Origin of the sequence: Curtobacterium sp. MMLR14_010 (assembly GCF_001865015.1) — a bacterium.
Taxonomy (GTDB): Bacteria; Actinomycetota; Actinomycetes; order Actinomycetales; family Microbacteriaceae; genus Curtobacterium.
In genome coordinates this window covers 38,551-63,708 of record NZ_MJGV01000046.1, presented here as the reverse complement: position 1 = coordinate 63,708, position 25,158 = coordinate 38,551, and the positions used below count along the sequence as shown (strand labels likewise).

At 71.6% G+C, this 25,158-nt stretch carries 19 protein-coding genes; all 19 read right to left on the bottom strand.

All coding sequences use genetic code 11. From position 1 onward, the window contains the following. Positions 1 to 5: 5 nt before the first annotated feature. A complete protein-coding gene (locus BIU98_RS08840) occupies positions 6 to 773 on the bottom strand; it encodes a hypothetical protein (protein WP_071274982.1) in 768 nt (255 codons plus the stop codon). Positions 774 to 882: 109 nt separating this feature from the next. Further along, positions 883 to 2,676 carry a hypothetical protein gene (locus BIU98_RS08835; RefSeq protein ID WP_071274979.1) on the bottom strand — a complete coding sequence of 598 codons (1,794 nt, stop codon included), beginning with the start codon at positions 2,674 to 2,676 and terminating at the stop codon, positions 883 to 885. 23 nt (positions 2,677 to 2,699) lie between these two features. Beyond that, on the bottom strand, positions 2,700 to 5,201 hold the full coding sequence (locus BIU98_RS08830; RefSeq protein WP_071274976.1) for a transglutaminaseTgpA domain-containing protein: 2,502 nt from the start codon (positions 5,199 to 5,201) through the stop codon (positions 2,700 to 2,702). After that, on the bottom strand, positions 5,198 to 6,517 hold the full coding sequence (locus BIU98_RS08825; protein WP_071274973.1) for a DUF58 domain-containing protein: 1,320 nt from the start codon (positions 6,515 to 6,517) through the stop codon (positions 5,198 to 5,200). The genes BIU98_RS08830 and BIU98_RS08825 overlap by 4 nt, the downstream gene beginning before the upstream one ends. Before the next feature lie 89 nt (positions 6,518 to 6,606). Next, positions 6,607 to 7,578: a MoxR family ATPase gene (locus BIU98_RS08820; protein WP_071274970.1), complete on the bottom strand. Its 972-nt coding sequence runs from the start codon at positions 7,576 to 7,578 to the stop codon at positions 6,607 to 6,609. A gap of 55 nt (positions 7,579 to 7,633) precedes the next feature. Continuing rightward, on the bottom strand, positions 7,634 to 13,510 hold the full coding sequence (locus BIU98_RS08815; RefSeq protein WP_139200641.1) for an Ig-like domain-containing protein: 5,877 nt from the start codon (positions 13,508 to 13,510) through the stop codon (positions 7,634 to 7,636). Continuing rightward, complete coding sequence (locus tag BIU98_RS08810; RefSeq protein ID WP_071274964.1) at positions 13,507 to 14,919, bottom strand: serine/threonine-protein kinase; 1,413 nt, start codon at positions 14,917 to 14,919, stop codon at positions 13,507 to 13,509. Before BIU98_RS08810 ends, BIU98_RS08815 begins: the two co-directional genes overlap by 4 nt. A 129-nt stretch (positions 14,920 to 15,048) precedes the next feature. Further along, positions 15,049 to 15,870: a PP2C family serine/threonine-protein phosphatase gene (locus BIU98_RS08805; protein ID WP_071274960.1), complete on the bottom strand. Its 822-nt coding sequence runs from the start codon at positions 15,868 to 15,870 to the stop codon at positions 15,049 to 15,051. 39 nt (positions 15,871 to 15,909) lie between these two features. Then, the gene (locus BIU98_RS08800) at positions 15,910 to 16,698 is read right to left on the bottom strand and encodes an FHA domain-containing protein (protein WP_071274957.1); all 789 of its coding nucleotides are present in this window, start codon (positions 16,696 to 16,698) and stop codon (positions 15,910 to 15,912) included. A 53-nt stretch (positions 16,699 to 16,751) separates the two neighbouring features. Further along, positions 16,752 to 17,306, bottom strand: coding sequence for a hypothetical protein (locus BIU98_RS08795; RefSeq protein WP_071274954.1), 555 nt, complete (start codon positions 17,304 to 17,306; stop codon positions 16,752 to 16,754). Positions 17,307 to 17,402: 96 nt separating this feature from the next. Then, positions 17,403 to 18,164 carry a YaaA family protein gene (locus BIU98_RS08790; RefSeq protein WP_071274951.1) on the bottom strand — a complete coding sequence of 254 codons (762 nt, stop codon included), beginning with the start codon at positions 18,162 to 18,164 and terminating at the stop codon, positions 17,403 to 17,405. Positions 18,165 to 18,169: 5 nt separating this feature from the next. Next, positions 18,170 to 18,433: a F0F1 ATP synthase subunit epsilon gene (locus BIU98_RS08785; RefSeq protein WP_071274948.1), complete on the bottom strand. Its 264-nt coding sequence runs from the start codon at positions 18,431 to 18,433 to the stop codon at positions 18,170 to 18,172. A 1-nt stretch (position 18,434) separates the two neighbouring features. Beyond that, positions 18,435 to 19,889, bottom strand: a complete 1,455-nt coding sequence (gene atpD, locus BIU98_RS08780) for a F0F1 ATP synthase subunit beta (protein ID WP_071274944.1) — start codon at positions 19,887 to 19,889, stop codon at positions 18,435 to 18,437. Between the two features lie 43 nt (positions 19,890 to 19,932). Next, positions 19,933 to 20,835 (bottom strand): F0F1 ATP synthase subunit gamma, encoded by a 903-nt coding sequence (locus BIU98_RS08775; protein ID WP_071274942.1) that lies wholly within the window; start codon positions 20,833 to 20,835, stop codon positions 19,933 to 19,935. Next, positions 20,836 to 22,464 (bottom strand): F0F1 ATP synthase subunit alpha, encoded by a 1,629-nt coding sequence (gene atpA, locus BIU98_RS08770; RefSeq protein ID WP_071274939.1) that lies wholly within the window; start codon positions 22,462 to 22,464, stop codon positions 20,836 to 20,838. It lies immediately after the preceding gene. Between the two features lie 106 nt (positions 22,465 to 22,570). Continuing rightward, on the bottom strand, positions 22,571 to 23,365 hold the full coding sequence (locus tag BIU98_RS08765; protein WP_071274936.1) for a F0F1 ATP synthase subunit delta: 795 nt from the start codon (positions 23,363 to 23,365) through the stop codon (positions 22,571 to 22,573). 2 nt (positions 23,366 to 23,367) lie between these two features. After that, a complete protein-coding gene (locus BIU98_RS08760) occupies positions 23,368 to 23,934 on the bottom strand; it encodes a F0F1 ATP synthase subunit B (protein WP_071274933.1) in 567 nt (188 codons plus the stop codon). An 8-nt stretch (positions 23,935 to 23,942) separates the two neighbouring features. Continuing rightward, positions 23,943 to 24,185, bottom strand: a complete 243-nt coding sequence (gene atpE, locus BIU98_RS08755) for an ATP synthase F0 subunit C (protein WP_071274929.1) — start codon at positions 24,183 to 24,185, stop codon at positions 23,943 to 23,945. Between the two features lie 61 nt (positions 24,186 to 24,246). Continuing rightward, positions 24,247 to 25,032 carry a F0F1 ATP synthase subunit A gene (atpB, locus tag BIU98_RS08750; RefSeq protein ID WP_139200640.1) on the bottom strand — a complete coding sequence of 262 codons (786 nt, stop codon included), beginning with the start codon at positions 25,030 to 25,032 and terminating at the stop codon, positions 24,247 to 24,249. Positions 25,033 to 25,158 lie beyond the last annotated feature (126 nt).

Sequence of the window (25,158 nt, the reverse complement as noted above, 5' to 3'; positions counted from 1 at the left end):
GCGCGTCATGCGGCGGTCCTCGCGGTGCCGTCCGGCGCCGACACCGACCCCGCCGACGACGCTGACGACGACACCGAGCACGTCACCCTCGCCGCAGCCGCAGCCGCAGCCGCCACGGTCGTCGGCACCAAGGGGTCCAGCGGCCCTAGCGGCTCGAGCGCTGGCAGTGCCGGCACGACGACCACGCTGCGTGGCGCGTCGGGGTCGGCGCGCACCGAGCACCCGTACCGACTGACCTCGACCGTGGACGCCGGTCGACGCGGAACCGTCCGGAGGTCCGGGACCAGCACCACGGACGCGAGACGGACACCCGACTCGTCGAGCACGACCGCGACGGCCGTGCCGTCCGGCACTCCCCCACGTGGTGCCGGCAGGGCGAGGGCCTCCCCCGCGGCGAGGCGGACCACGTCGGTGTCGCGCGCCGCTGCACTCAGCGCCGCCGCGAGCGCCGTGAAGACGCCGACGGCGAGGGCTCCGTGGCCGATCACGACGATCCCCGCGGTGGCGTCGAGGCGGACGAGCTGCCCGTCGGGGTCGGTCCCCACCGTGAGCCCGTCGAGGGGTGCCACGACGGGGACGTCGAGCTCGACCGGCAGGTGCGCGGCAGGGAGTTCCGGCTCGTGCTCGACGCCGACGGGGTCCCGCACCAGCGCGGCGACGACCAACAGACACGCGGCGCAGGCGACACCGGCGATCGCGCCGTGAACGAGTGCGACCGCGCCGAGGAGGACCGCCGAGGCGAGGACGAGGAGCCGGACGACCGATGCGCGCATGTCCTGAGTCCACCGCACGGCGACTTACGAAACGGGCTGGGCCGGTCCATCCGTGGATGGACCGGCCCGTCGTCCGTGCTGTGGAGGAGTGTCCCTCCACCACACGGGACTACTGCACGAGGAAGAACTGCTCGCCGACGTCCACGCGCGCGCCCCGTTCGACGCGGTAGCGCCGGCCCGGCTCACAGCGCCGGATCGAGCCGTCGATGTGGCGGATGACCGATCCGTTGCCCGAGAACCGGTCGGAGACCCAGAGGTCGTCGCCGTCCCGCCCGAGTTCCAGGTGCGTCTTCGACACCGACTTGCCCGGGTCGTGGATGGTGAGCAGGTCGTCAAACCGCTCGCCGGGCTCCGGGCGGGGAAGCCGCCCGAACAACGCCGTGCCGTGCAGGCCGAGCCGCTCGCCGGTGCTGAAGTGCAGGACGAACGGCGCCCGGGTCGGCGTCTTCGAGACGATCCGCGTCTCGTCCACGTCCTCGTCGTCCGGAGCGACATCGACGTCCGCAGCGACCTGGACGTCCGCAGGGACCTCGTCGTCCGGAGCGACATCGACGTCCGCAGCGACTGCGTCGACCTCGTCGACCGCAGGTGCGTCCTCGACCACGCCACCCGTCGACACCACGTCAACAGGCGGAGCGTCCGTGACGGACGCGCCCTGAGCCTCCTGGCCGTGCTGGTCTCCGGCGTCGTGAGCCGCACCGGGCAACGGCGGGAGCGGTGCCGCGAGCGGCGCGCCCTCGTGCTCCCCCGCGTGGGACGCCGAGGCGTCCACGACCGGCTCATCCGGCATGGCCGGTTCGTCGTCGACCGCCGGAGTCGCCTCGTCCCCGTCCGTCGTGTCGAGGTCACGCGCGGCCCAGTCGGGCCGGAGCATCGGCAACGGCATCACGGGACCGGTGAAGGCCGCGGTGACCGCCGGTCGGACGGCGCCGCACTCGTTGCAGAAGATGTCGTCGGGTTCGAGCTGGTGCCCGCACACGTGGCAGGTGGTCGGGTGATGGGCTCCCGGCTGGACCAGGGAGGTGGGCCGCGGGGGCTGCCGGTCGACGAGCGGCTCGACGACGGCGGTGTCCCCAGAGCGGGCGGTGTCGTCGGCGGCGGCACCGTCAGCCGCCTCGTCGAGCCGAGCGTCGTCAGGCCGAGCGTGGTCAGCGGCCCCTGCGCCTGCGACCGTCGACGTCTCGGCACCCGTCCCGGCGACCGTCGACGTGTCAGCGACCGTCCCCGTGTCGTCCGGTTCCGCGGTCGCCCGGTCGTCGGTGGTACGGCCGATCCACCACGACGGTGCGCTCGGAGCCGCGGGTGCCTGCTGCTCCTGCGGCGGTGCCCAGAAGGGCGTGGCCGGCTCGACGACCGGCGAGGGGCCCTGGTCGACGGACTCGCCCGCCGGAGCAACCGGGCCGGCGGCCGGAGCCGTGCTCGGTGACGGTGCCGCCGTGGGCGCCTGGGCCCGCGGCGCGACCCGAGTGACCTCGGGGTCGTCCTCGCTGACGCCGTGCTGCGGCGCCGAGCGGTCGTGCTCGGCAGCGGGCGCGACGTGTTCCCCGGGCACGGCCGGAGCCTCCTGCCGTCCGTTCCACTCGCCCAGGCCGCTGCCGGCCCCGTGCACGTGGGTGGGCGCAGTGCGCGGCGCGAAGGAGTCCGGCGTGCTGACCGGCACCGCCGGCGGGTGCTCCTCGCGGCGGTCTGCGCCGGTGAGCCAGGCGCGGGTGGCCGGGTCGAGCGTCGACTCCGGCAGCCAGGCCTCGGCGGCCGGGTCCTGGCGGCGCCCGTGGGCGTCCGGCTGCTGGAGCGGCGGCGGGGTGCCACGATCGACGGGCTCGGGAGCGACGGTCCGGCGGCTGGCAGCCGCGCTCACCGCACGCCCGCACTCACCGCAGAAGATCGCTCCGTCGGGGAGCACCGATCCGCAGTGTTCGCATCTGATCACAGGTTGCCTCTGTCCTCGTCCGGCCCGCTGCGACGCTCGGCGGGCCTCCGGACATCGTAGTCACCGTCGGCTCCGCGTCCTCGGCGACCACCGACCACCGCGCTGTGGGCCCGCGTGCGCGCGGCGTCCCGGACGCGTGCCGCGACCGCGTCCGTGCGCAACGACCGCGGCGAGACCGCCGTGCGGAACCGCGCACGGCGGTTCTGGCCCTCCTGCAGGGTGCCGATCGCGGTCTCCGTCGCCTGCCACATCCGGTCGGCAGCGCGGTCGTCGGGCTCGGCGGGGCCGAACACCGCGCGGTCGGCCAGTGCGGCGAGACCGGTGCCGCCGGTGCCGGGAGCACCCACGCCGACCTCGCGGCGGGTGGCGGCGGCGGGGACCGGGTGGCCGTGGTCGAGGAGGGCGTCGCGGTACTCGTCCCACGCCCCGGTGATGCGCGACCGGGCGTCCGGCCCGCGGCGACGCCGACGGCGACGGGCGCGCTTGACCGCCACGATGACGATGAAGGGCAGCAGCACGAGGGCGACGAACCCGAGCGTGCCGAGCACCCACGGCAGGGCGGCGAGCAGGATCTGCAGCCACAGCGGCGGCTGGTCGGGGGTGTCCCGGTCGGTCTGCGGCGGTGCCTGCTGGTCCTGGTCCTGCTGCTCGGCAGGGGGCGGCGGCACGACGGTCTCCGGACGGGTCACCGGCTGCGGGGTCTGGTCCTCGTTCCGGGGGATCTCGCGCACGGCGGGGTTCGGGTTGATCGTCACCCAGCCCCACTGCGCGGTGTCGACCTCGATGCGGGCGGTGACGTCGGAGCCGCGCAGGGTCGTCACGCCGGACACGGTGGCCCCTGGTCGTGCTGCGCCCGAGTCACCCCCGGAGGCGAACCCGAGCACCACCCGCGTCGGGAAGCCGATCTGCTGCGCCATCAGCGACGCCGCCACGGCGTACTGCTCCTGGTCGCCGATCATCAGCGGCGCGGTCAGGAGTTCCTGGATGCGGTCGGCCCCGTGCCCGGACCGACTGGCACGGTCGTCGCCGACGCCGTGACTGACGTACCCGTTCCGCTGCAGCGCACGGATCATCGCCAGGAGCTTCGCGCCGTCCGTCTCCGCGTCGGCGGTCGTCGCGTCGACGGTGTCGCGGACCGACTCGGGCACGTTGCGGGGCGCCGGCACCGACGCCGTCCCGGGGCGCGCGCGCGCGAGCTGCTGCTCCGTCGGCTGGTCGGGGACGACCGCGGACAGGTCGTACCGGGTGCCGTCAGCGATCCCGCCCACGACGGCGCCGGTGCTGGTGGCCCGGTCGTAGAAGAACGACGCGCGCTGACGGTCCCCCGTCGTGCCGGCGAAGCGCACCGACTCGAGGTCGCCGACGGTCGGCAGCCAGACACCGCGGTACCCGTCGACCGTCACCCCCACGTCGACGGTCGTCCCACGGACGCCGCGGACGTCGACCGTGGTCGGCACCCGCTCGAACGTGCCGGAGGCCGACGACCCGTCCGGACCACCGACCCGGTAGGCGACTCCGTCCCAGGTGTCGAGCGTGGCGATCCGGACGAAGCCGCCCTGCGGCAGCCCGGTCACACGCAGCTGGGTCGTGTCCGCCTGCGCCGCTTCCTCGTAGGCCCGGAACCCACTCAGCGGGCTGACGTAGTCGCGGGGGTCGAACGGCTTGACGACGTCGGTCCGCGCGACGGTGCGCGAGGTCGCGGGCGGTGCGACGAGCCCGAGTCCGGTCGCGACGACCGCGGCCGCCACGATGGTCCCGGTACCGACGAGCGCCGGCCGCAGCACGGACCGGCGGACCGCCACGCGGGCCCCGATGGTCCGCGCCACGGCCACGGCCCGGCGCGCGTGGCGCACCGTGAGCGCCCACACCAGCGCGATGCCGGTGAGCACCACCGCGAGGGCGATCGAGGTGTCGAGGCGGCTCGGCCCCAGGACGATCCCGGCCGCGAGCAGCACCAGTGGCGGGATGCTCGCCAGCTCCTGCCGGGAGGCTCGGGTCGCCACCGTCACGGCCGTCACCGTGGCCAGCAGGATCGTCACGAAGAACGGCACCAGCAGGGCCTCGTAGCTGCCGACGGGAAGGCTGATGGTCACCAGGCGCTTCCAGCCGAGGGCCACGCCGGAGAACAGGTCGAGCAGGCCCTGGCCGGTGGGCAGCAGTCCCCTCGCCTGGCTGGGGACCGCCGCCGGCACGCCGGTGAGGGCGAAGAGGGCGACCGTCGCGACGGCCACCGCGGCCGCGGGCAGTCGGTACACGGCGCCGAGCAGCGCGACCACGGTGCCACCGACCACGGCGGTCACCGCGGCGACGACCATGGCGTCCGACCGGTGGATCGGCCACCAGGCGACGCTCGCCACGGCGAGGAGCAGCCAGACGACGAGCGTGCCGCCGATGAGCCTCGGGACAGAGACCCGGCGGGCGTTCCGGCGGTCAGCCCGGCGGTCGTCGCGGCGCGACCGCGCCGGCGCGCTGCCGGGGACGCTGGCGGGGGCGCTCATGCCGCGGCCGACCGGTGGAGGGCGTGCCGGAGGTCGTCGAGGTAGCCGATCGTCATGACCGTGAGCCCGGGCACTCGGACGAAGCGCGGCATGGCCTCCGGCTCGCAGATGACCGCGACGACCTCGACGCCGACCGGGAACCGGGTGGCGGCGAGGCGGAGCGCGGGCAGCCCGATCGTGGACCCGACGACGAGGAACGCGACGGAGATGCCGGCCGTGTCGGTGCCGACGATGCGCGCGACCTCGGCCACCGGCAGGGTGGCGTCGGCGAGGGCGACCGAGGCGAAGGCGTCGAGGAGCCGGGTCGGGGTGACGGTGGGCAGCCGGTGCACGGCGTACACCGCGCGCTTGGCGAACTCCGGGGTGCGTTCGGAGACGACGACCGTGACCTCGCGGCCGTCGCGGACGGCCCGGCTGCCCAGGGACGCCGCCGCGCTGACGGCCAGCTCGAACTCGTCCTCGTCCGCGAACTCGGCGCGCGACAGCCCGAGCGCGACCACGAGGTGGGACCGTCGGGTGTCCTCGAACTGGCGCACCATGAGCGCGCCGGTCTTCGCCGTGGACTTCCAGTGCACGGTCCTGGGGTCGTCACCGGGCATGTACTCGCGGATCGCGTGGAACGAGATGTCCGCCGGGGAGAGGTCGGTCGTGGCCTGCCCCTCGAGGTCACGGACCAGTCCGGTGCTCGTCGACGGGATCGCGACGGTGCGCGGGTGCACGATGACCTGCTCGCGATCGGTCCACACGAGCTCCCGGCGGACCAGCCCCACGGGGTCGGCGCGGACGCCGGTCACCGGGCCGACGTCGAGCACCCCGCGGCGGAGCGTCGGGACGGGGACCGCGCGCTCGAAGGTGGAGTGCGGGGCGATCGAGGGGATCGCGACGTCGACGAGCCCGGAGCCGACGGGGACCTCCACCGTGGTGGGAACCGAGGGGAACCGCGTGGGGTTCTCCGCCGTCACGGTGACCGCGGCGTCGTCTCCCACCGCGACCCGGCGGACCGGGCGGCTCATGCGGATGAGCAGGCGTGAGCGTCCGATCAGTGCGATCGCCGCCACCGCGACGAGCAGGGCGCCGGCGAAGCCGACGACCACGACCTCACGCAGACCGAAGCGGTACCCGACGACGAACGCGACGAGCGTGAGGACCGCCACCGTCCAGCCCAGGCCGGTGACGACGGACGAGACCTCGTCCCAGGAACGCGCGAGGTGCCTCCTGGCCGTGCGCCACAGGCGGACGAACCCGACCACGGCCTCGGCGGCGACCCCGTCACGGTCGCCGACCAGGCGGGTGCGGACGTTGGTGACGCCGGCCACCGTCCCCGTGCGTTCGTGGACCGTGCTCGAGCGACGCGACCGCGTCGACGAGGGACGGCGCGAGCGCGTGGAGACTGGCCGGCGATCGGTCACGCGGCGGCTCGGTCGGCGGGTGGTGCGGTCTCGACCAGGAGCTGCGAGATGACGCTCGACGGGCTCACGCCGTCGAACTCGGCCTCGGCGTCGAGGACCAGCCGGTGGGCCAGGACGGGTTCGGCCAGGGCCTTCACGTCGTCGGGGGTGACGTAGTGCCGCCCGCTCACGGCAGCGAACACCCGCGAGGCGCGCATCAGGCCCATCGCACCGCGGACGCTGACGCCGAGCCGGACCTCGCTGGCCGACCGGGTGGCGTCGACCAGGCGGGCGACGTAGTCGGCGATCGTGGGGTCGACGTGCACGGTCCGCGCGACGGCCGCCATCTCGGTGATCGTGGCCGCCGGCACGACGCTCGCGATCGGGACCGACGACGCGGGGGCCGAGGAGGTCTCGAGGATCTTCACCGTCGCGGCGTGGTCCGGGTACCCGATCGAGGTCTTCATCAGGAAGCGGTCGAGCTGCGCCTCGGGCAGGCGGTACGTGCCGGCCTGCTCGATGGGGTTCTGGGTGGCGATGACCATGAACGGCGCTGCCAGCCGGTGGGTGACGCCGTCGACGGTGATCGCGGACTCCTCCATCGCCTCGAGCAGGGCGGACTGCGTCTTCGGGCTCGCACGGTTGATCTCGTCGGCGAGGACGATGTTGGAGAACACCGGGCCCCGGTGGAACTCGAACTCCTGCCGACGCTGGTCGTAGACGCTGATGCCGGTGATGTCGCCCGGCAGCAGGTCCGGCGTGAACTGGATGCGGTTCGTCGACCCCTGCACGCTCTGCGCCAGCGCCCTGGCCATGCTCGTCTTGCCGGTGCCGGGGACGTCCTCGAGGAGGAGGTGGCCCTCGCTGAGCATCGCCGTGACCGCCAGGCGGATCACGAACGTCTTCCCGAGGAGCACCTGCTCGACGTTGGTCACGATGCGGCCGGCGACGTCGGCGAACCAGGTGGCCTGCTCCGGGGTCATGGTCATGCGATGTGGGTCCTCGTGTGTCGTGGTCGGAAGCGGGAGGGTGGCTGGTCCGCCACTATCCTGCCGGGTCCTCGGGCTGGGACGGGGCGGGCTCGGGATCGGTCGGCGGGTCGGGTTGCGGGGCCGGCGCCGGGTTGACCGTGGCGGTCGGGGGGTTGCCGTCCTCGTGGCCGTCGACGATCGCAGCGACGGTGACGGACCCCTGGTCCGGCACGGTCGGGAGCGCGTCCGGCGTGTACACGCCGGTCGTGCAGTTGAGGCCGACGTTCAGCACGGGGCAGGTCGTGACGCGGTACTGCTGCGGGCCCGCTCCGGCGTTCGGCGGTGGCGCGGAGACCGTCACCTGGCTGCCGGCGTCGTAGGTGTCAGGGATGGCCGCGCGGGTCAGGACCGGTCGGAGGCCGTCCTGCACCAGCGGCGGACCGCAGAAGTTGTTGGTGCTGTCCGCGCAGGCGACGACAGAGACCCGTGTCACCACGCCCCACCGCGGATCGGCGACCCAGTCCGAGCGGTCGGACATGGTCGTGTAGTTCTGTCCGTCCGTCGAGTAGGCGTAGTGGTCGACCGTGCCGTTCGCGCTCGGGACCGCCGTGGCGCCGGTGATGCGGATGCCGAAGGTCCCGGCGTCCGGGTCCTGCTGGCGGACCGAGATCAGCGCCGTCGGCTGCCCCGGGGCCTGGTACCCCTCCACCGTCGTCGGCGCGCTCGGGACACAGAACAGGCCGTTGTCAGCGAGGGCGACGTACTGGAAGTCGCCGTTCGAGCCCAGGGAGTCGCTGGCGCTCGCACTCGACCAGGACTTGTCCGACCCGGTCGTCGAGCAGCCGCCCGGGATGTCGCGCCCCGGCGGGTAGCGGACGATCCGGATCGAGCTGCTGCCACCCGCCCAGTCGGTCTCGGTGGCGGCGATGGACACCGTCGTCTGGCCGTCACGGCGCTCTGGGGTCGCGGTGATCGTCGGGGTCGCCGGCTTCCCGATCGCGGTGCCGCTGCCGCTGCTGGTGTTCCACTTGACGACGGTCCCGTCGCGGTCCGCCTGGTTCCGCGCCGACACGGTGACCGTGTAGCTCCCGCCGCTCTGCAGGCCGTCGAACGACGTCGACGTGGTCGCGCCGACGTTCTTGCTCGTCGAGGCGCTCGGCCCGTCGATCTTGACGACGTAGTTCCCGACCGGTGTGCCCCGGTTCGGGCGCGGCACGGCGTTCCATCGGACGTCCAGGCGGTTCGGGGTGGTCCTGTCCGCCGTGACGGTGATGCCCGACGGTGCTGCCGGCACGAAGTCCGCGCTCATCTGGGCCGACTGCGCCGACTGTGCCGACTGCCCCACGGCGTTCACCGCGCTCACCGAGAACCGGTACGACGCTGCCGGGTCCAGGCCCGTGACCGTGCAGACCGTCGCGGTGCCGCAGTCCTTCGCGACGCCGTTCGTCCCCGTGACGCGGTAGCCGGTGATCGGGGAGTTGTTCGCCTGCGGTGTCGACCACGTCAGCGTCGCCTGTCCGCCGTCGAAACCGCCCGTCCGCACCGGAGCGCCGGGGGCGTCGGGGACGTCCTGCACCGCGATCGTCACGTCACCCCAGACGTACCGGTCCGGGTCGTTGGTCGCGTCCGCCACCTGGTACTGCAGGTTCGTGTTGACGGGCTTGGCCGAGGCAGCGACGCTGACCTGCAGCCGCGAGTTGTCGGCACTCGGCGTGATCGTCACGCCGGACGGCACCCCGCCGGACAGCCCGCGGATCGCCACGACCCGGAGCCGCTCGTCGGGGAACGGGTTGGTCGGCTGGTCGTTCGCCAGCACGTCGATCGTCGTCGACTGTCCGCGCTTGGCGATGGCGGTGTCGGCGCCGGGCTGCACGCGCGGTCGGGTCGACCCGACGACGTCGACGGTCACGAGCCCGGATCGTCCGGCGTTCGCCGCGTCGGTGACACCGACGCCGATGGTCGCGGTGGTGTCCTTCTTCGCGGTGTCGGCCACCCGGACGGTGAGCTGCTGGCCCGAGACCGTCGCGGTCGTGCCGGCAGCCGGACGGCTCACGACGGAGTACTTCAGCTCGGGGAGGTCCTGCGGGTACGGGTAGTCGGTCAGCTTCGACAGGTCGATCGTGCGCGACTCCCCGGGCTGCATGTCGATCGTCGACCCGGTGAAGACCGGCGGCTGGTTCGAGCGCGGTGTCACCTTCACCGGGAGCACGAGCGTCGCCACGCGGCCCTTGCCGCCGTTGGCGCTCGAGCCGTCGGTGACCTCGAACGAGATCGACGCGTTGCCGTAGTAGAGCTTCGCGGACCGGAACTGCAGCGTCGAGGCGTCGACCGTCAGCCTGCCGCCGTCGGCGTGCGTCGCCTTGACCGTGCCAGGGTCGGTGACCCGCGCGGTCTCCCCGTTCGCCGTGACGACGTACTTCGACAGCGGGATCCTGACGGTCGACTCGCTCGTCACGGTCACGGTGCCGGCGCTGCGGTTCACCTGCGGGAGGGCGTCGTCGAACCCGGGCACGTGGATGAACCCGTAGGACACGATGTCCGGGTGGTCCGCCCGGGCGACCGAGAACGGGATCACCTGGGAAGCGTCGGCGAGCGTCACCACGATGCGCCCGTCGTCGGTCGGCCGAGCCGCGGCACCGTAGCCGTCGACCACGCCGACGCGCAGGTCGGACGTGCTGCCCTCCGCGAAGAAGACGTTCCGGAGCACGTCGACGGTGACGGTCTTCCGCCGGAGGATGTCCTGCAGGTCCAGGGTGGTGTCGTCGACCTCGGGACGGAGTGGGCGGGCGTCCCGGTCGACGGTCACCGTGAGGAACGCCGTGCTCGACCCGCCGCTCTGGTTCGCCGCCGTGTAGAGCACGGCGAAGTCGCCTCGGGTGGCGGACGACGGCGGGCGGACGCGGATCTCCTGCCCGCGCAGCACCTTCGCCGTGACGCCAGAGGCCGTCGGCTCGGCCTTGCGGACCGAGAGTCGACCGCCCTCGGGGTCGGAGTCGTTCTGCAGGACACGGACGGTCACCGAGCCGCCTGGCCGGATCGTCACGTGGTCGGCCTCGGCGATCGGGTTCGAGGCCTGCTCGGCCCGCGCTGCGATGCCGACGCGGACTGTCCCGGTCGCACGGGCCCCGAGGGCGTCGACCACCGTGTAGGTGAACTCGTCGGTGCCGGCGGAGTAGTCGCCGGCGTCGTAGGTGAGCGAGTCGGAACTGACGTCGCTGACCGATCCCTTGTCCGGGTTCGAGGCCACGCCGACGAGCTGCACCGAGTCGCCGTCCGGGTCGATGCCGTTCAACGGCACGGACACGCGGACGGACTGCCCGGCCACCACGCGGGCGGTCACCGTCTGCGGCACCGGCGGGTTGTTCGTCGCGCTGTCCTGCTCGCGGACGGAGATCGACACGGCCGCGTCCGCGGACTGCCCGTCCGGGCCGGCGACCCGGTAGACCGCCGTGTAGTTGCCCGGCGTCTCCGGAGCCAGGTAGCGCAGGTGGTCACCGGAGGCGAAGAGCAGCCCGCCGTCACCCGGCACGTTCTGCACGAGGTCGGGCTGCAGCGTGAGCGGCTCACCCTCCGGCTGGGTGTCGTTGGCCAGCACGTCGATGTCCGTGACGTCACCGACGCGGACCGTGGCGGTGTCGGGCTGCGCGACCGGCGGCTGGATCCGGTCGGGCTTCGGGATCTCCACCACCGTGATCGACCCGGTCGAGGACGCCAGGCCGTTCGTCTCGGTGTAGCCGAAGGTCACCGGTCCGTCGAGCGGGGCCGTCAGCGTGACGCGCACCGTGTGCTGGTCGAGGACGCTCGCCTGGACACCGGACGCCCGCGTCGGCCCGTCGAGGGCGGTCACGAGCAGCACGCCCCCCGCCGGGTCGATGTCGGTCGCGGTGACGTCGGTGTCCTTCGTGGACAGCGTGTTCACGAAGACGGTCTTCGGCGTGGTGATCGGCGCGGTCGAGGCGTCCGGCGGCGCGAGCACGGTGATGCGCACGACCCCGCTCGCGGTCTTGGTGCCGTCGGTCACGGTGTACTCGACCTGGTGGTCGCCGACCGCACTGCTCTGCACGCGGAAGGTGCCGGCGTCGTAGCTGGGCGTGATCGTCACACCGCTCGTCGAGGAGACACTCGTCAGGGTCACGGTGCCGTTGCCGCCGCGGACGTGCTCGAGCGGCGAGACGGAGAACGGCTTTCCCGCGTACCCCTGCACGGGGAACGCGTCGGCCCGCAACGGGACGCTCCCCTGCTTGGCGACGTGGACGGTCAGCGACCCGCGGCCGTCGGCGGTGCCGTCGCTGACGACGAGCTGCACGCTGCGGTCACCGGTGCGGCCGCTGGCGTTGCGGAAGTCGAGGAGACCGTCCGGGGTCGTCGACACGCGGTCACGGTCGGACGCCGTCGCACGCCGCAGGTAGACCGGATCGCCGTCCGGGTCCACCCAGTCACCGAGCACGTCGGTCGAGACGTGCCCGTTCTGCACGACGTCGGCGGAGGTGTCCCGGACCTGGCGCGGCGGTGAGTTCTGCGACGGCGACCGCACCGTCACCCGGACCGTGGCCGTGTCCGAACCGCCGTTGCCGTCGGTGATCGTGTACCGGAACGTCACGGTGCCCGACGCGCGCGAGGACAGCGCGACCTGGAGCCGCTGGCCGTCGTCGACGATGGTGACGCGCGCACCGGACCCGCTGACGTCACTGACCTCGCTGACGACGATCGGGTCGCCGTTCGGGTCGTGGTCGTTGAGCAGGACCGGGAGGCTCGTGGTGCGTCCCGGACGGGCACCCAGGTCGTCGTCGACCGCCACCGGCGGCTTCTGGTCCTTCTCGACCTCCGGGTCGTCGTCGGAGACCTGCTCCTGCTGCTGGTCGTCGTCGCGGGTGATGAGGTCGGCCCAGTTGTCGATGAGCTGGCCGCTGCGGTCGATCGCCCAGGAGCGTCCGGTCGACGGGTCGTTGGCGACGACGGTGCCCCCGTTGTGCATGATCTGCAGCGCCGCGCCGCCCGGCATCCGGTCCAGCCGCTGGAGTGCACGACCGGTGCAGGTGTCGACTGCCTGGCCACCGCTCCACGCCCCGAACGTGCAAGTGCCGTCGACGAACGGTCGTGCGGCACGACCGGAGACCGCCAGCGCGGTGGGCGTCGCCGTGCCGGAGGGGGTCACGCGGACGAGTCCGGCAGCGCCGGCGACGACGACCGCGTCACCGTCGGCCGAGGACGTCTGCAGTGCCGGCGACCCGCCGACCCGAGCACCGACGTCCACGGTGTCTCCGTCGATCGAGAGACGACCCGAGGTGCGGTCGAGCACGGCGACGTGGGTGCCGACGGCCGCGACCTGGAAGTCGTCCTTGCGGTCCATGCGGACGTCCCACCGCTCGGACACCGACAGCGTGGTGCCGACCTGCACGAGGGACGCGGTGCCGGTGCGCGGCGAGTAGACGGCGACGTGGTCGTCGGCGGCGTCGAACACGGCGTCGGCGCCGAGGGTCAGGTCGGCCTTGGTCGAGGCGTCGAAGTCGGCCAGGTCCGCTGCGGGGGTGGACCAGAGCTCGCCGGTGTCCTCGTTGCCGATCACCGCCGTGTCCCCGGCGAAGAAGACCTGCGGCGACCCGGACGGCAGCGTGACGGCGTCACCGACCGTGGCGTCGGCGACGTCGACCTTCGCGACCGTGCCTTTGGTCTCGTCGACGCTGTAGACGGTGGAGCCGCGCTGCAGCACCGAGAGCGAGTCGGTCGAGGCCTCGATCGCCGTGTTGAGCTCGAGGACCGCGGTGTTCGCGCGGCCGACGGCGCCGTACTCCGCGGAGGGCACCCAGACCGTGCCGTCGCCGAGGTCGACCCGTTGCGTGTGGTACCCGCTCGACACGACCGCGGCTCCGGCCACGAGCGCACCGACGAGCACCGAGACGCCGGCGGTCACCGCAGCTGACCGGTGCCGGGCGACGAGGCGACGGATCACGAGCCGCTCCCGACGGTGGCGCACCGCTCGGCACTGGCTGCCCCGGTCTTGCCGTCCCGGTTCACGGCGACGGAGATGCACTCCTGGTCACCACGGTCACCGGCGACGACGAACGAGGTGCCGGACTGCTGGCTCGACGACCCGTTCGAGGAGATGACGTACGTGTCACCGGCGTCGAGGCCCGGGTCGTCCCAGCGGAACGTGACGGACTGGCCCGTCGTCGTGGCGCGGATGTCGGAGACCGTGGGGATCGCGCCGGACCCGACCCGACCCACCACCACGATCGCGGCCACCGCGACCGCGACCACCACGACGCCCGCGAGCGACGCGGCCCAGGCGACCGTGCGCCGGGACGACCGTCGCGCCCGCGTGGTGGAGCCGGTCCGGTGCACCGTGCCGACGCTGCGCGAGCCCGTCGCGGCCAGGCCGCCCTGCACCGGGCGTCGTGTGCGTCGTCGTCGGCTGACCCGGCTCGGCGGCTGGAGCTCTCGGACCATCGTCCGGTCCCCGTCGGGCATGGGTGTGGCGATGGCCCAGGACTCGACGGCGACGTCGGCGGGGGTCTGCGGCAGCCCGAGTTCCGCCTGCACCTGCTGGAAGCCGCGGACGAGCTCCATCACCGTGGCCGGGCGGAGCTGCGTCTTCCGGGACATCGCGGTCGCGAGCAGGCGCTCGAGCGACGGCGGCACGTCGGTGCGACCGGTCGGCTTGACACCGCCCTTGTCGATCCGAGCCATCAGGTCCGCTGCGCCGTTCTTGCCGCCGGGGACCTCGAAGGGACTGCGCCCGGCGACGAGCGAGAAGACGGTGGCCGCCAACGAGTAGACCTCGGACTGGATCGTGCCGCGGGACTCGTCGATGAGGACCTCGGGAGCGGACCACGGGATCGACATGCCGATCGGCTCGTCGGGGTCGGCCTGCCCGATGGTGGCCGCGATCCCGAAGTCCGACAGCACCGGGTTGCCGTACGCGGTGAGCAGGATGTTGGAGGGCTTGACGTCCCGGTGCAGCACGCCCTCGCGGTGGGCGGTCTCGAGCGCGGAGCCGATCCGGACGCCGATCGAGAGGACCTCGGACACCGGCACCGGGACGCGGCGGTAGCGCTCGCTCAGCGAAGACGAGCAGAGCTCCATCACGAGGTAGGGCCGCCCGTCGGACGCGACGCTCGCCTGGAAGACCGTGAGGATCGACGGGTGCGTGCTGAGGCGCGCCATCAGGTTCGCCTCGGCCTGGAACATCTGCCGGACGCGGTCGTCGACGACCTCGTCGAGCAGGACCTTGACCGCGACCTGCCGTCTGGGCATGTCCTGTTCGTAGAGGAAGACGTCCGCGAAGCCGCCGGAACCGAGGACGTGGACGGGGCTGAAGCCGGCGATGACCGGCGGGCTGGAGGGCAGGCGTCGCACCATGACGGCTCCTCCTTCCGGCCCACGCGGCCTGTTGCTGGTCCAGGCGGTCAAGTCTACGGATGCCGACCGTCGCTGATCTGCTCACGCGTGCGCGGGAAACCCCGATCGCGCCCCAGTTCGGGGGTCGGGTCAGCGGCGCGGGAGCGTGTCCTCGAGTTCGCGGTCGACCGGGGCGTCGTCCACCTGCAGCACCACGACCGTCACGTTGTCCCGGCCGCCCGCCACCAGGGCGTCGCCGACCAGTCGCTCGGCGAGCTCCTGCGGGTCGACGACCTTCGCGGCGATGCGGCCGATGCCGGCGTCGCCGATCTCCTTCGTCAGGCCGTCCGAGCAGATGATGTAGCGGTCGCCGGTGCGCAGCGGCAGTGTCCACCAGTCCGGCTCCGGCGGTTCCCCGAAGCCGACGGCCCGGGTGATCACGTTGCTGTCGGGGTGTGCCTCGGCGTCCTCAGCGCGCAGGACGCCAGCATCGACCATCTCCTGGACGACGGAGTGGTCGACCGTGATCCGTCGCAGGACCCCGTTCTCCGCACGGTAGGTCCGCGAGTCCCCGACGTTGAACACGAGGGCGGCGGGCTGGCCGTCGGCCTGCACGAGGGCGAGCCCGGTGACCGTCGTGCCGGCGCCGATCGCGTTGCCGCCGGCCGCGCGCTCGATGTCGGCGGTCGCGAGCAGCAGTGCGTGCTGGATCGTCTCCCGCGACCCGAACGGCCCGGTGGCCGAGTCCCCGAGGCGCCGCACGACCGCGTCGCTCGCGCGGTCGCCGGCGAGGTGCCCGCCCATGCCGTCGGCGACGACGAAGAAGGGGGCCTCGACGATGTAGCTGTCCTCGTTGTGGTCACGCCGACGGCCGATGTCGGTGGCCGCTCCCCACGAGAGCGTCAGGGTGGCGCCGCCCGCTCCGGGGACGTCGATGGCGTGGGAGGCGGCTGCTCGGCCGAGTTCGGTCACGGTCTTCGATCGCTCTCTGGGGGGTCGTGGGCGTGCCGGTCAACGGGTGGTGCTGCGTGGCGGTGGGGACGTCGGGAAGTCGTCCGCCGGTGGCGTCACGCGGAGGTGTGGCGAGAGGATCTCGATCCCGATGCCGTCCCCGATCTCGACTACCGTACCGGTCAACGCCACGATCGACGCACCGGACGGCATCCGGTAGGCAGCGGCTCCGGCGGGCCGGACCACCGTGCCGTTGGTCGAGCGCAGGTCGTCCACCACGGCGGCCTCTCCCTCGGCGTGGAAGGCCACGTGCGAGGACGACACCTGCCCGGACGGGGAACGGACGACGACGAGCTCGGGCTCCGGTCCGCGGACCACGCGCGGGAGCGCCGGTCGTCGTCCGACCACGACCGGCCGGTCGAGTCGGATCACCCGGTCGGCGACCCGGATCGACGGCACGCGCGCACGCGGCGGCTCGACGACGTCCGGGAGGCTCGGGGGGACGCCCGGCAGACCGGTCGCCCCAGCGGGTGTCCGGCCTCCGAGTGTCTGGCCTCCGGGCGGCGGGCCTCCGGGTGTCCGGCCCCCGCGGGCCCGGACCACCGTGTCCTCGGGGTCCGACGCCGCCGTGTCCTCGGGGGCCGGCAGCGCTGCGTCTGCGCTGGCAGGGACCCCTGGCGGTGTCGTGAGGTCGATCAGACGGTCGGACCGTGCGTCGACGGCTCCCCCTGGTCGCAGCGGGACGCGGATGACGGTGTCCTCGACGGCGTCGGACGCACGGTCGGTGCCGACGGCACGATGGCGCGGACGGAGGACCGTGTCCTCGATGTCGTCGCCGTCGTCGTGCACCAGGGGCCTCTCTCCTCGTCGTCACCACCGTAGACGATCCGGTGCACCCGGCATCACCCCCACCACGCCGGAGCCGTCCGCGCCCGGACCGACCGGAGCACGAGTCCGGCGAGGGCGTCGTCGGGGACGGTGTCGAGCGCGTGCCGGGCCCGGGTCCTGGCGCGCTCCGGGGACCCGAGCGCCCAGGAGCACCACGCGCCGAGTGCGAGCGCCCCGGCAGCCCCGAGTCGCTCGTCGTCGGGGCACCCCTGCAGGCGCCAGTCCTGCCACAGCCGGACGCACCGGTCCCCCGCGGTCCGGAGCCGGTCTCTGTCCGGTGCGGGGCCGGTCCCCTGCAGGGCGAGCGGCGTCGGGTCGTGGAACGGGTCGAAGGGCCGGACGACCGAGGGGGTCCGACCGGCCGGGGCACCGACGTGCCGGATCAGGGCCATCCGCGTGGCCAGGGCGACGCACGCGGTGGAGACCGCGGCGCTGCCGCGCGGGGTGAGGGGCGCCGTGCCGGCCGCGACCAGCGCGGCGGCGGCGACCGGCAGGGTGACTGCGGCAGCGATCTCACGGGACCGGCCGACGATCAGGGAGTCAGGACTTCGGAGGGCGATGGCGTTCATGGCGCCATCGTGACGCGATCCGGGCCTCCCGACCGGGGCTGGTCGTGACCCCGTGGAGAACCGGGCCGACCCGGTTCCTGTGGACGGATCGTCCGCTCAGACCGGAGCCGGCTGCAGGCTCTCGGCGACCAGGTCCCACCCGTCGTCGACGCGGTCGAGCACCACGCCGGCCTGCGACGCCCAGTCGGCCAGGTCGTCCATCGACTCGACGGCTGCGTCGGTCCTGGCCAACAGCGACACCAGTCGGCCCTTGGCGGTCTTGTTCCAGTGGTTCAGGGCCTTGCGTCGACCGGAGCCGTCCGCGCTCACGACGCGCAGCGTGACGGCGCCGTCGACCGGACCGAGCGCGCGGTACCCCTCGGAGCGCAGGTCGAGCACGAGCCCGTCGGAGCGGGCACGGAGGACGGACCGCGACGGACCCGGCCAGTGCGACGCGAGCCGCAGCGACCCGAGTCGAGCGTCGTGTGAGAGCCGGTACGCCGGGATGGGGTCACCGGCGCCGATGGGGCCGAACATCGCGGACTGCACGACCACGTGTCGAGACCACCAGGCGCGGACATCGGCGGATGCGGCCGGGACGTCGAGCGGGTCGTAGAGGACACCGGTGTAGCGCTCGATCGCCGGCAACGTCGGCGACGTCGTCAACGCCAGGTTCCTGAAGCGTTCGGTGATCGACTTCGGGCCGAGCTTGAGCGCCGTCCGCGCAGAGGACTCCTCGGAACTGACGGAACGGGCCGCGGTGATCACCGCGGCCCGTTCGTGGACCAGTTCCGGGAACGAGAGCCCACCCAGGTCGAGGGTGGAACCCGTGTCCCCGCCCTCCCGCTTCGTCTCGGACGGCGGGAGGAGGACGGTCAGTCCGGTCAGGACGCCAGCGCGGCCTGCCGCGCCACGATCGTGACCGTGTCGTGCTCGACGGAGAGGAAGCCGTCCTCGGCGTCGACCGCGACGGTGGAGCCGTCGGCACGCGTGATGCGGACCTGGCCTTGCGCGAGGATCGCGAGCATCGGCTCGTGCCCCACGAGGATGCCGATCTGGCCCTCGGTCGTGCGTGCGACGACCATGGAGGTGTCGCCCGACCAGATCTCGCGGTCGGCCGAGACGACACTCACGGTGAGACCCGCCATGTCAGCGGTTCTCCTTCTGGATCTGCGACCACTTCTCTTCCACGTCGTTGATGCCACCGACGTTGAAGAACGCCTGGGTCGCGACGTGGTCGAACTCGCCGTCGGCGATGGCTGCGAAGGACTCGATGGTGTCCTTGAGCGGCACCGTGGAGCCCTCGACACCCGTGAACTTCTTCGCCATGTACGTGTTCTGCGAGAGGAACTGCTGGATGCGACGTGCGCGCTCCACCGTGATCTTGTCCTCTTCGGAGAGCTCGTCGACACCGAGGATGGCGATGATCTCCTGCAGTTCCTTGTTCTTCTGGAGGATCTGCTTGACGCGCGTGGCCGTCTGGTAGTGGTCGGCGCCCAGGTACCGGGGGTCCATGATCCGCGACGTGGAGGTCAGCGGGTCGATGGCCGGGTAGAGCCCCTGCGACGCGATCTCGCGGGAGAGCTCGGTCGTGGCGTCGAGGTGCGCGAACGTCGTGGCCGGAGCCGGGTCGGTGTAGTCGTCAGCCGGCACGTAGATCGCCTGCAGCGAGGTGATCGAGTGACCACGCGTCGAGGTGATGCGCTCCTGGAGCACACCCATCTCGTCGGCGAGGTTGGGCTGGTAGCCCACGGCGGACGGCATGCGACCGAGCAGCGTCGAGACCTCGGAGCCGGCCTGCGTGAAGCGGAAGATGTTGTCGATGAAGAGCAGCACGTCCTGCTTCTGCACGTCGCGGAAGTACTCCGCCATCGTCAGCGCCGACAGGGCCACACGGAGACGCGTCCCCGGCGGCTCGTCCATCTGGCCGAACACGAGGGCCGTCTTGTCGAAGACCCCCGCCTCTTCCATCTCACCGATGAGGTCGTTGCCCTCACGGGTGCGCTCACCGACACCGGCGAACACCGACACACCGCCGTGGTCCTGCGCGACGCGCTGGATCATCTCCTGGATGAGGACGGTCTTGCCGACGCCCGCGCCACCGAAGAGGCCGATCTTGCCACCCTGCACGTACGGGGTGAGGAGGTCGATGGACTTGATGCCGGTCTCGAACATCGAGGTCTTCGACTCGAGCTGGTCGAAGGCCGGGGCCTTGCGGTGGATCGGCCAGCGCTCGGTGATCTCGAGCTTCTCGTCGGTGTTGAGCACGTTGCCCAGCACGTCGAAGACCTTGCCCTTGGTGACGTCGCCGACGGGGACCGAGATCGGGGCGCCCGAGTCACGGACCTCCTGACCACGGACGAGGCCGTCGGTCGGCTTCAGGGAGATGGCACGGACGAGGTCGTCACCGAGGTGCTGCGCGACCTCGAGGCCGATCTCCTGCGACGACTCACCGATGGTGATGGTCGTGAACAGGAGGTTGTACATCTCGGGGATGGCGTCATGCGGGAACTCGATGTCGACGACGGGACCCGTGACACGGGCGATCCGGCCGACACCGGGCGCCGACGACGTCTCGACCGCGGTGGTTGCGGTGTCGGTCATGGCTGGTGCCTTCCTGGTGGGTTCTGTCCGCGAACGACGCGGACTACTTCTTCTTCGACGAGAGGGCGTCGGCGCCGCCGACGATCTCGGAGATCTGCTGCGTGATCTCGGCCTGACGCGCGTTGTTCGCGAGTCGGGTGAAGTCACGGATCAAGGAGTCGGCGTTGTCGCTGGCCGCCTTCATGGCCTTCTGTCGTGCGGCGTGCTCGGAAGCAGCCGACTGCAGCATGGCGTTGAAGATGCGGCTCTCGATGTAGACCGGGAGCAGCGAGTCGAGCACCGCGTCGGCGTCCGGCTCGAACTCGTAGAGCGGGAGCGGGTCGTTGCCGACGGGCTCGTCGACCCCGTCCACGACCTCGAGCGGGAGCAGGCGCACGACCTGGGGCTCCTGCGTGGCGAGGCTGAGGAAGCGGTTGAAGACGATGTGGATCTCGTCCACGCCGCCCTCGGCCGTGTCCTGGAGGAACTTCGACACGACTGCGTCGCCGATCTCCTTGGCCGTCGAGAACTCGGGCTGGTCGGTGTTGCCGACCCACTGCTGCTCGGACGGGCGCTCACGGAACGCGAAGTACCCGACGGACTTGCGGCCGACCAGGTAGTAGACGACGTCCTTGCCCTCGCTGCGGAGCAGGGAGGCCAGCTCCTCGCCCTGCTTGAGGACGTTCGTGCTGAACGCGCCGTTCAGGCCGCGGTCCGACGTGAAGAGCACCACGGCGGCACGGGTCGACGACTCGGGCTCGGTCGTCAGCACGTGGTCGACGTTCGAGAACGTCGCCACGGCCGACACGGCCCGGGTCACCGCACGCGAGTACGGACCGGACGCGGCCATGCGGGCCTGCGCCTTCTGGATCCGCGACGCCGAGATCAACTCCATTGCGCGAGTGACCTTCTTCGTGGTCTTCGCGGACTTGATTCGCTGTCGGTAGACCCGGACCTGCGCTGCCATCTAGCGACGACCCTTGACGATCTGCTCCTGGTCGACGTCCTCGGCGTCAGCCGACTCGAACTGCTCCGAGCCGAGCGTCTTGCCGTCGCTCGTCTGGAAGCTCTTCGTGAACTCGTCGATCTGCTTGCCCATCTCGGCGACGGTGTCGTCGCTGAGCTGGTTCGTCTCGCGCAGCGTCGTGAGCACGTCGGAGTTGCGACGCAGGTGGTCGAGCAGTTCGGACTCGAAGCGCAGCACGTCCTTCACGGGGACCGTGTCGAGCTTGCCGTTGGTGCCGGCCCAGATCGAGACGACCTGCTCCTCCACCGGGTACGGCGAGTACTGCGGCTGCTTGAGCAGCTCGGTCAGACGCGCACCGCGGTCGAGCTGGCGACGCGACGTCTGGTCGAGGTCGGACGCGAACATCGCGAAGGCCTCGAGCGAGCGGTACTGCGCCAGTTCGAGCTTCAGCGTGCCGGAGACCTTCTTGATCGACTTCACCTGGGCGTCACCGCCGACGCGGGACACCGAGATGCCCACGTCGACGGCCGGACGCTGGTTCGCGTTGAAGAGGTCCGACTGCAGGAAGATCTGGCCGTCGGTGATGGAGATGACGTTGGTCGGGATGTACGCCGAGACGTCGTTCGCCTTGGTCTCGATGATCGGGAGACCCGTCATCGAGCCGGCGCCGAGCTCGTCGTTCAGCTTCGCGCAACGCTCCAGCAGACGGGAGTGCAGGTAGAAGACGTCACCCGGGTAGGCCTCGCGCCCCGGCGGACGACGCAGCAGCAGCGACACGGCACGGTAGGCCTCGGCCTGCTTCGACAGGTCGTCGAACACGATGAGGACGTGCTTGCCCTGGTACATCCAGTGCTGGCCGATGGCCGAACCGGTGTACGGGGCGAGGTACTTGAAGCCAGCGGGGTCGGAGGCCGGAGCGGCGACGATGGTGGTGTACTCCATCGCGCCGGCGTCCTCGAGCGCACCCTTGACGGAGGCGATCGTGGAGCCCTTCTGACCGATGGCGACGTAGATGCAGCGGACCTGCTTGTTCTCGTCGCCCGAGTCCCAGTTGGCCTTCTGGTTGATGATCGTGTCGATCGCGATCGCCGTCTTGCCGGTCTGGCGGTCGCCGATGATCAGCTGACGCTGGCCACGGCCGACGGGGATCATCGCGTCGATGGCCTTGATGCCGGTCTGCAGCGGCTCGTGGACCGACTTGCGGCTCATGACACCGGGGGCCTGCAGCTCGAGGGCACGACGGCCCTCGGCTGCGATCTCGCCGAGCCCGTCGATCGGGGCGCCGAGCGGGTCGACGACACGGCCGAGGAAGGCGTCGCCGACGGGGGCCGAGAGGACCTCACCGGTACGGGTGACTTCCTGGCCCTCTTCGACGCCGGAGAACTCGCCGAGCACGATGGCACCGATCGAGTCCTCGTCGAGGTTCTGCGCGAGGCCGAGCGTGCCGTCCGCGAAGCGGATGAGCTCGTTGGCCATGACGCCGGGGAGGCCTTCGACGTGGGCGATGCCGTCACCGGCGTCGGTGACGTGCCCGATCTCGGCCGTGGAGGCCTTCGTCGGCTCGTAGTTCGAGACGAAGTCCTTCAGGGCATCACGGATCTCATCGGGGCTGATGGTGATGTCTGCCATGGGATTTTCCTTGTTGGTTTCCGGGGCCATGCGGCTCCGAGAGGGTGATGCTGCCCGGTGGGGACAGTTCCCGTTGTGGACTTGGGTGACGGGTTCGACCGTACGCTCAGCCGGCGAGCTGGAGCCGGAGGTCGGCGAGGCGCGTGGACACGGTGCCGTCGATGACGTCGCCGCCGACCTGCACCCGGACCCCGCCGACGACCTGGGGGTCGACGACGTGGTTGACGATGATGTCCCTGCCGTAGCGCTCCGAGAGACCGCGGGCGACGCGAGCCGCCTGGCCGTCGGAGAGCGGGACGGCGGTGATGACCGTCGCCACGACCTTGTCGGCCTGGTCGGCCACGATGCGCGAGGCATCACGGACGAGCTCACCGATCCGGCGGCCACGGGGCTGCTGGACCAGGGCCGAGAGGATCGTCACCGTCTGCGGCGACGACTTCTGACCGATGAGACGCTCGACGAGCGCTGCCTTCTGCTCCGGGCTGCCGAGCTTCGTGCCGAGTGCCAGCTCGAGGCCGGCGTCCGAACGGACGGCGGTCTCGAAGGCGAACAGCTCGGCCTCGATCGGGGTGCCCGGGTCAGCGGTGGCGGCGACGGCGCGGATGCCCGCGTCCTCGATGCCGGCGAGCAGGTCCTGCTGCGAGGACCAGCGCGACCCGGCCACCGCGGTCAGCACGGCGCGCGCGGCGTCGGACTGTCCGGCGAAGACCCGGTCGACGACCGACTTCTTGCCGACCACGTCAGCGGTCGGGTCGGCCAGCAACGTGAGGAGCTGCGACGCACCGGCGACCACTCGCCCTGCGGCGAGGACCTCAGCGCCCGTCGCCAGGTCGGCGGTCTGACCGAGCTCGGCGAGCACCGCCTGCGTGGACGTCATGGCAGATCGGGTGGCGCTCCGCATGCTCAGCGCTCCGTCTCGACCTGCGAGGCCTCGACGCTCTTCGACGACTCGAGGTCGGCGAGGAAGCGGTCGACGACCGCAGTGGCCTTGGCGTCGTCCTTGAGGGACTCGCCGATGACACCCGACGCGAGGTCGAGGGCCAGCGAGCCGACCTCGGTGCGGAGCGACTGGAGCGCACTCTGACGCTCGGCCTCGATCTGCGCCTGGGCGTTGCTCGTGATGCGCGCCGCGTCGGCCGAAGCCTGCTCGCGCACCTCGTTGCCGATGGCGGTCGCGTCGGCACGGGCCTGCTCGCGGATCCGCGAGGCTTCGGCACGTGCGTCGGCGAGCTGCTTGTTGTACTCGTCGAGTGCCGCGGCGGCCTGCTGCTGGGCAGCCTCCGCCTTCTTGATGCCGCCCTCGATGGCCTCGGTGCGCTCATCGAGCATCTTGGTGATGCGCGGCGTGACGACACGCCAGAACACCAGGAAGATGATGACGAAGGCAACCAGCGACCACACGATGTCGTACACCGGTGGGACCAGCGGATTGTGCGTTTCCTCCGCCGCGATGATGAGTGCAGTGTTCATCGAGAACCTCAGTTGGTGCTGGTGAAGATGAAGTACGTGGCGATGCCGATGAAGGCCAGGGCCTCGGTGAAGGCGATACCGATGTACATGAGGGTCGTCAGGCGGCCCTGGAGCTCAGGCTGGCGGGCCACGGACTCGATCGTCTTGCCGACGACGATGCCGACGCCGATGGCCGGGCCGATCGCAGCGAGGCCGTAGCCAACCGTCGCGATGTTGCCGTTGATCTCCGCGAGAACGGTCGTTGCGTCCACGTGTTTTCCTTTCGAGGTGCGGGTCCGACGGATGCCGGTCCCGTAGGGGGTCAGTGAGGAATCAGTGCTCGTCGGCCAGCGCCAGCTGGATGTAGACGGCGGTGAGGAGCATGAAGACGTAGGCCTGCAGCAGCGCGACGAGGATCTCGAAGAAGCTGAAGGCGATGCCGAACGCGATGGTTCCGATGCCGAAGGCCTTGAAACCGAGCGACGCGTCGAAGAAGAAGAACTGCGTGGCCGAGAAGAACAGGACGAGCAGCAGGTGCCCGACGACCATGTTCATCAGCAGTCGCAGGGTCAGCGTGACCGGGCGGAGGACGAACGTCGAGACGAGCTCGATCGGCGTCACGATGATGTAGAGGTACCACGGCACCCCGGGCGGGAAGAGCGAGTTCCGGAGGAACGTGCCCGGGTGCTTGCGGAGCCCCGCGTAGATGAAGGCGACGTAGGCGACGATCGCGAGGATCATCGGCATCGCGATCCGGCTGGTGCCGGCGAGGTTCAGACCGGGGATCAGACCCGTGAGGTTCATGAACAGCACGCCGAAGAAGATCGTCGCGAGCAGCGGCAGGAACCGCTTGCCGTCCTTCTCACCGAGGTTGTCGAAGGTGTTGCGTCGGACGACGTCGAAGCCGTACTCGATGAACGCCTGACCCCGGTTGGGGATCAGCTTGAGCGCCCGGGTCCCCGCGAAGGCGAAGACGAGCAGCACTGCGACCGCGATGAAGCGGATGATGACGACACGATCGATCTCGAAGGGCGTCCCGGCGAAGAAGATGGGGTCCGGGAAGAACTCGTTGATCGACGGGCCATGGAACTCGGCGGCCTTGCTGCTCCCCGCCGCCACGGTGTTGACCGCAGCGGAGAGAGACAGGGGAAGAGCGTGGGATAGCAGCGCTGTCTCCTGTGTCGGCGCGCGCACGTCATGGCACGCGATGGTGGACTGTGTGGAGGCTCGTCCCGCCCGAGCAAT

Bases quoted from the DNA above. Each gene is read 5' to 3' on its own strand.
- BIU98_RS08840 (WP_071274982.1), bottom strand. From the start codon at position 773: ATGCGCGCATCGGTCGTCCGGCTCCTCGTCCTCGCCTCGGCGGTCCTC.
- BIU98_RS08830 (WP_071274976.1), bottom strand. From the start codon at position 5,201: ATGAGCGCCCCCGCCAGCGTCCCCGGCAGCGCGCCGGCGCGGTCGCGC.
- BIU98_RS08820 (WP_071274970.1), bottom strand. From the start codon at position 7,578: ATGACCATGACCCCGGAGCAGGCCACCTGGTTCGCCGACGTCGCCGGC.
- BIU98_RS08810 (WP_071274964.1), bottom strand. From the start codon at position 14,919: ATGGTGCGACGCCTGCCCTCCAGCCCGCCGGTCATCGCCGGCTTCAGC.
- BIU98_RS08795 (WP_071274954.1), bottom strand. From the start codon at position 17,306: ATGAACGCCATCGCCCTCCGAAGTCCTGACTCCCTGATCGTCGGCCGG.
- BIU98_RS08785 (WP_071274948.1), bottom strand. From the start codon at position 18,433: ATGGCGGGTCTCACCGTGAGTGTCGTCTCGGCCGACCGCGAGATCTGG.
- atpD (WP_071274944.1), bottom strand. From the start codon at position 19,889: ATGACCGACACCGCAACCACCGCGGTCGAGACGTCGTCGGCGCCCGGT.
- BIU98_RS08775 (WP_071274942.1), bottom strand. From the start codon at position 20,835: ATGGCAGCGCAGGTCCGGGTCTACCGACAGCGAATCAAGTCCGCGAAG.
- atpA (WP_071274939.1), bottom strand. From the start codon at position 22,464: ATGGCAGACATCACCATCAGCCCCGATGAGATCCGTGATGCCCTGAAG.
- BIU98_RS08765 (WP_071274936.1), bottom strand. From the start codon at position 23,365: ATGCGGAGCGCCACCCGATCTGCCATGACGTCCACGCAGGCGGTGCTC.
- BIU98_RS08760 (WP_071274933.1), bottom strand. From the start codon at position 23,934: ATGAACACTGCACTCATCATCGCGGCGGAGGAAACGCACAATCCGCTG.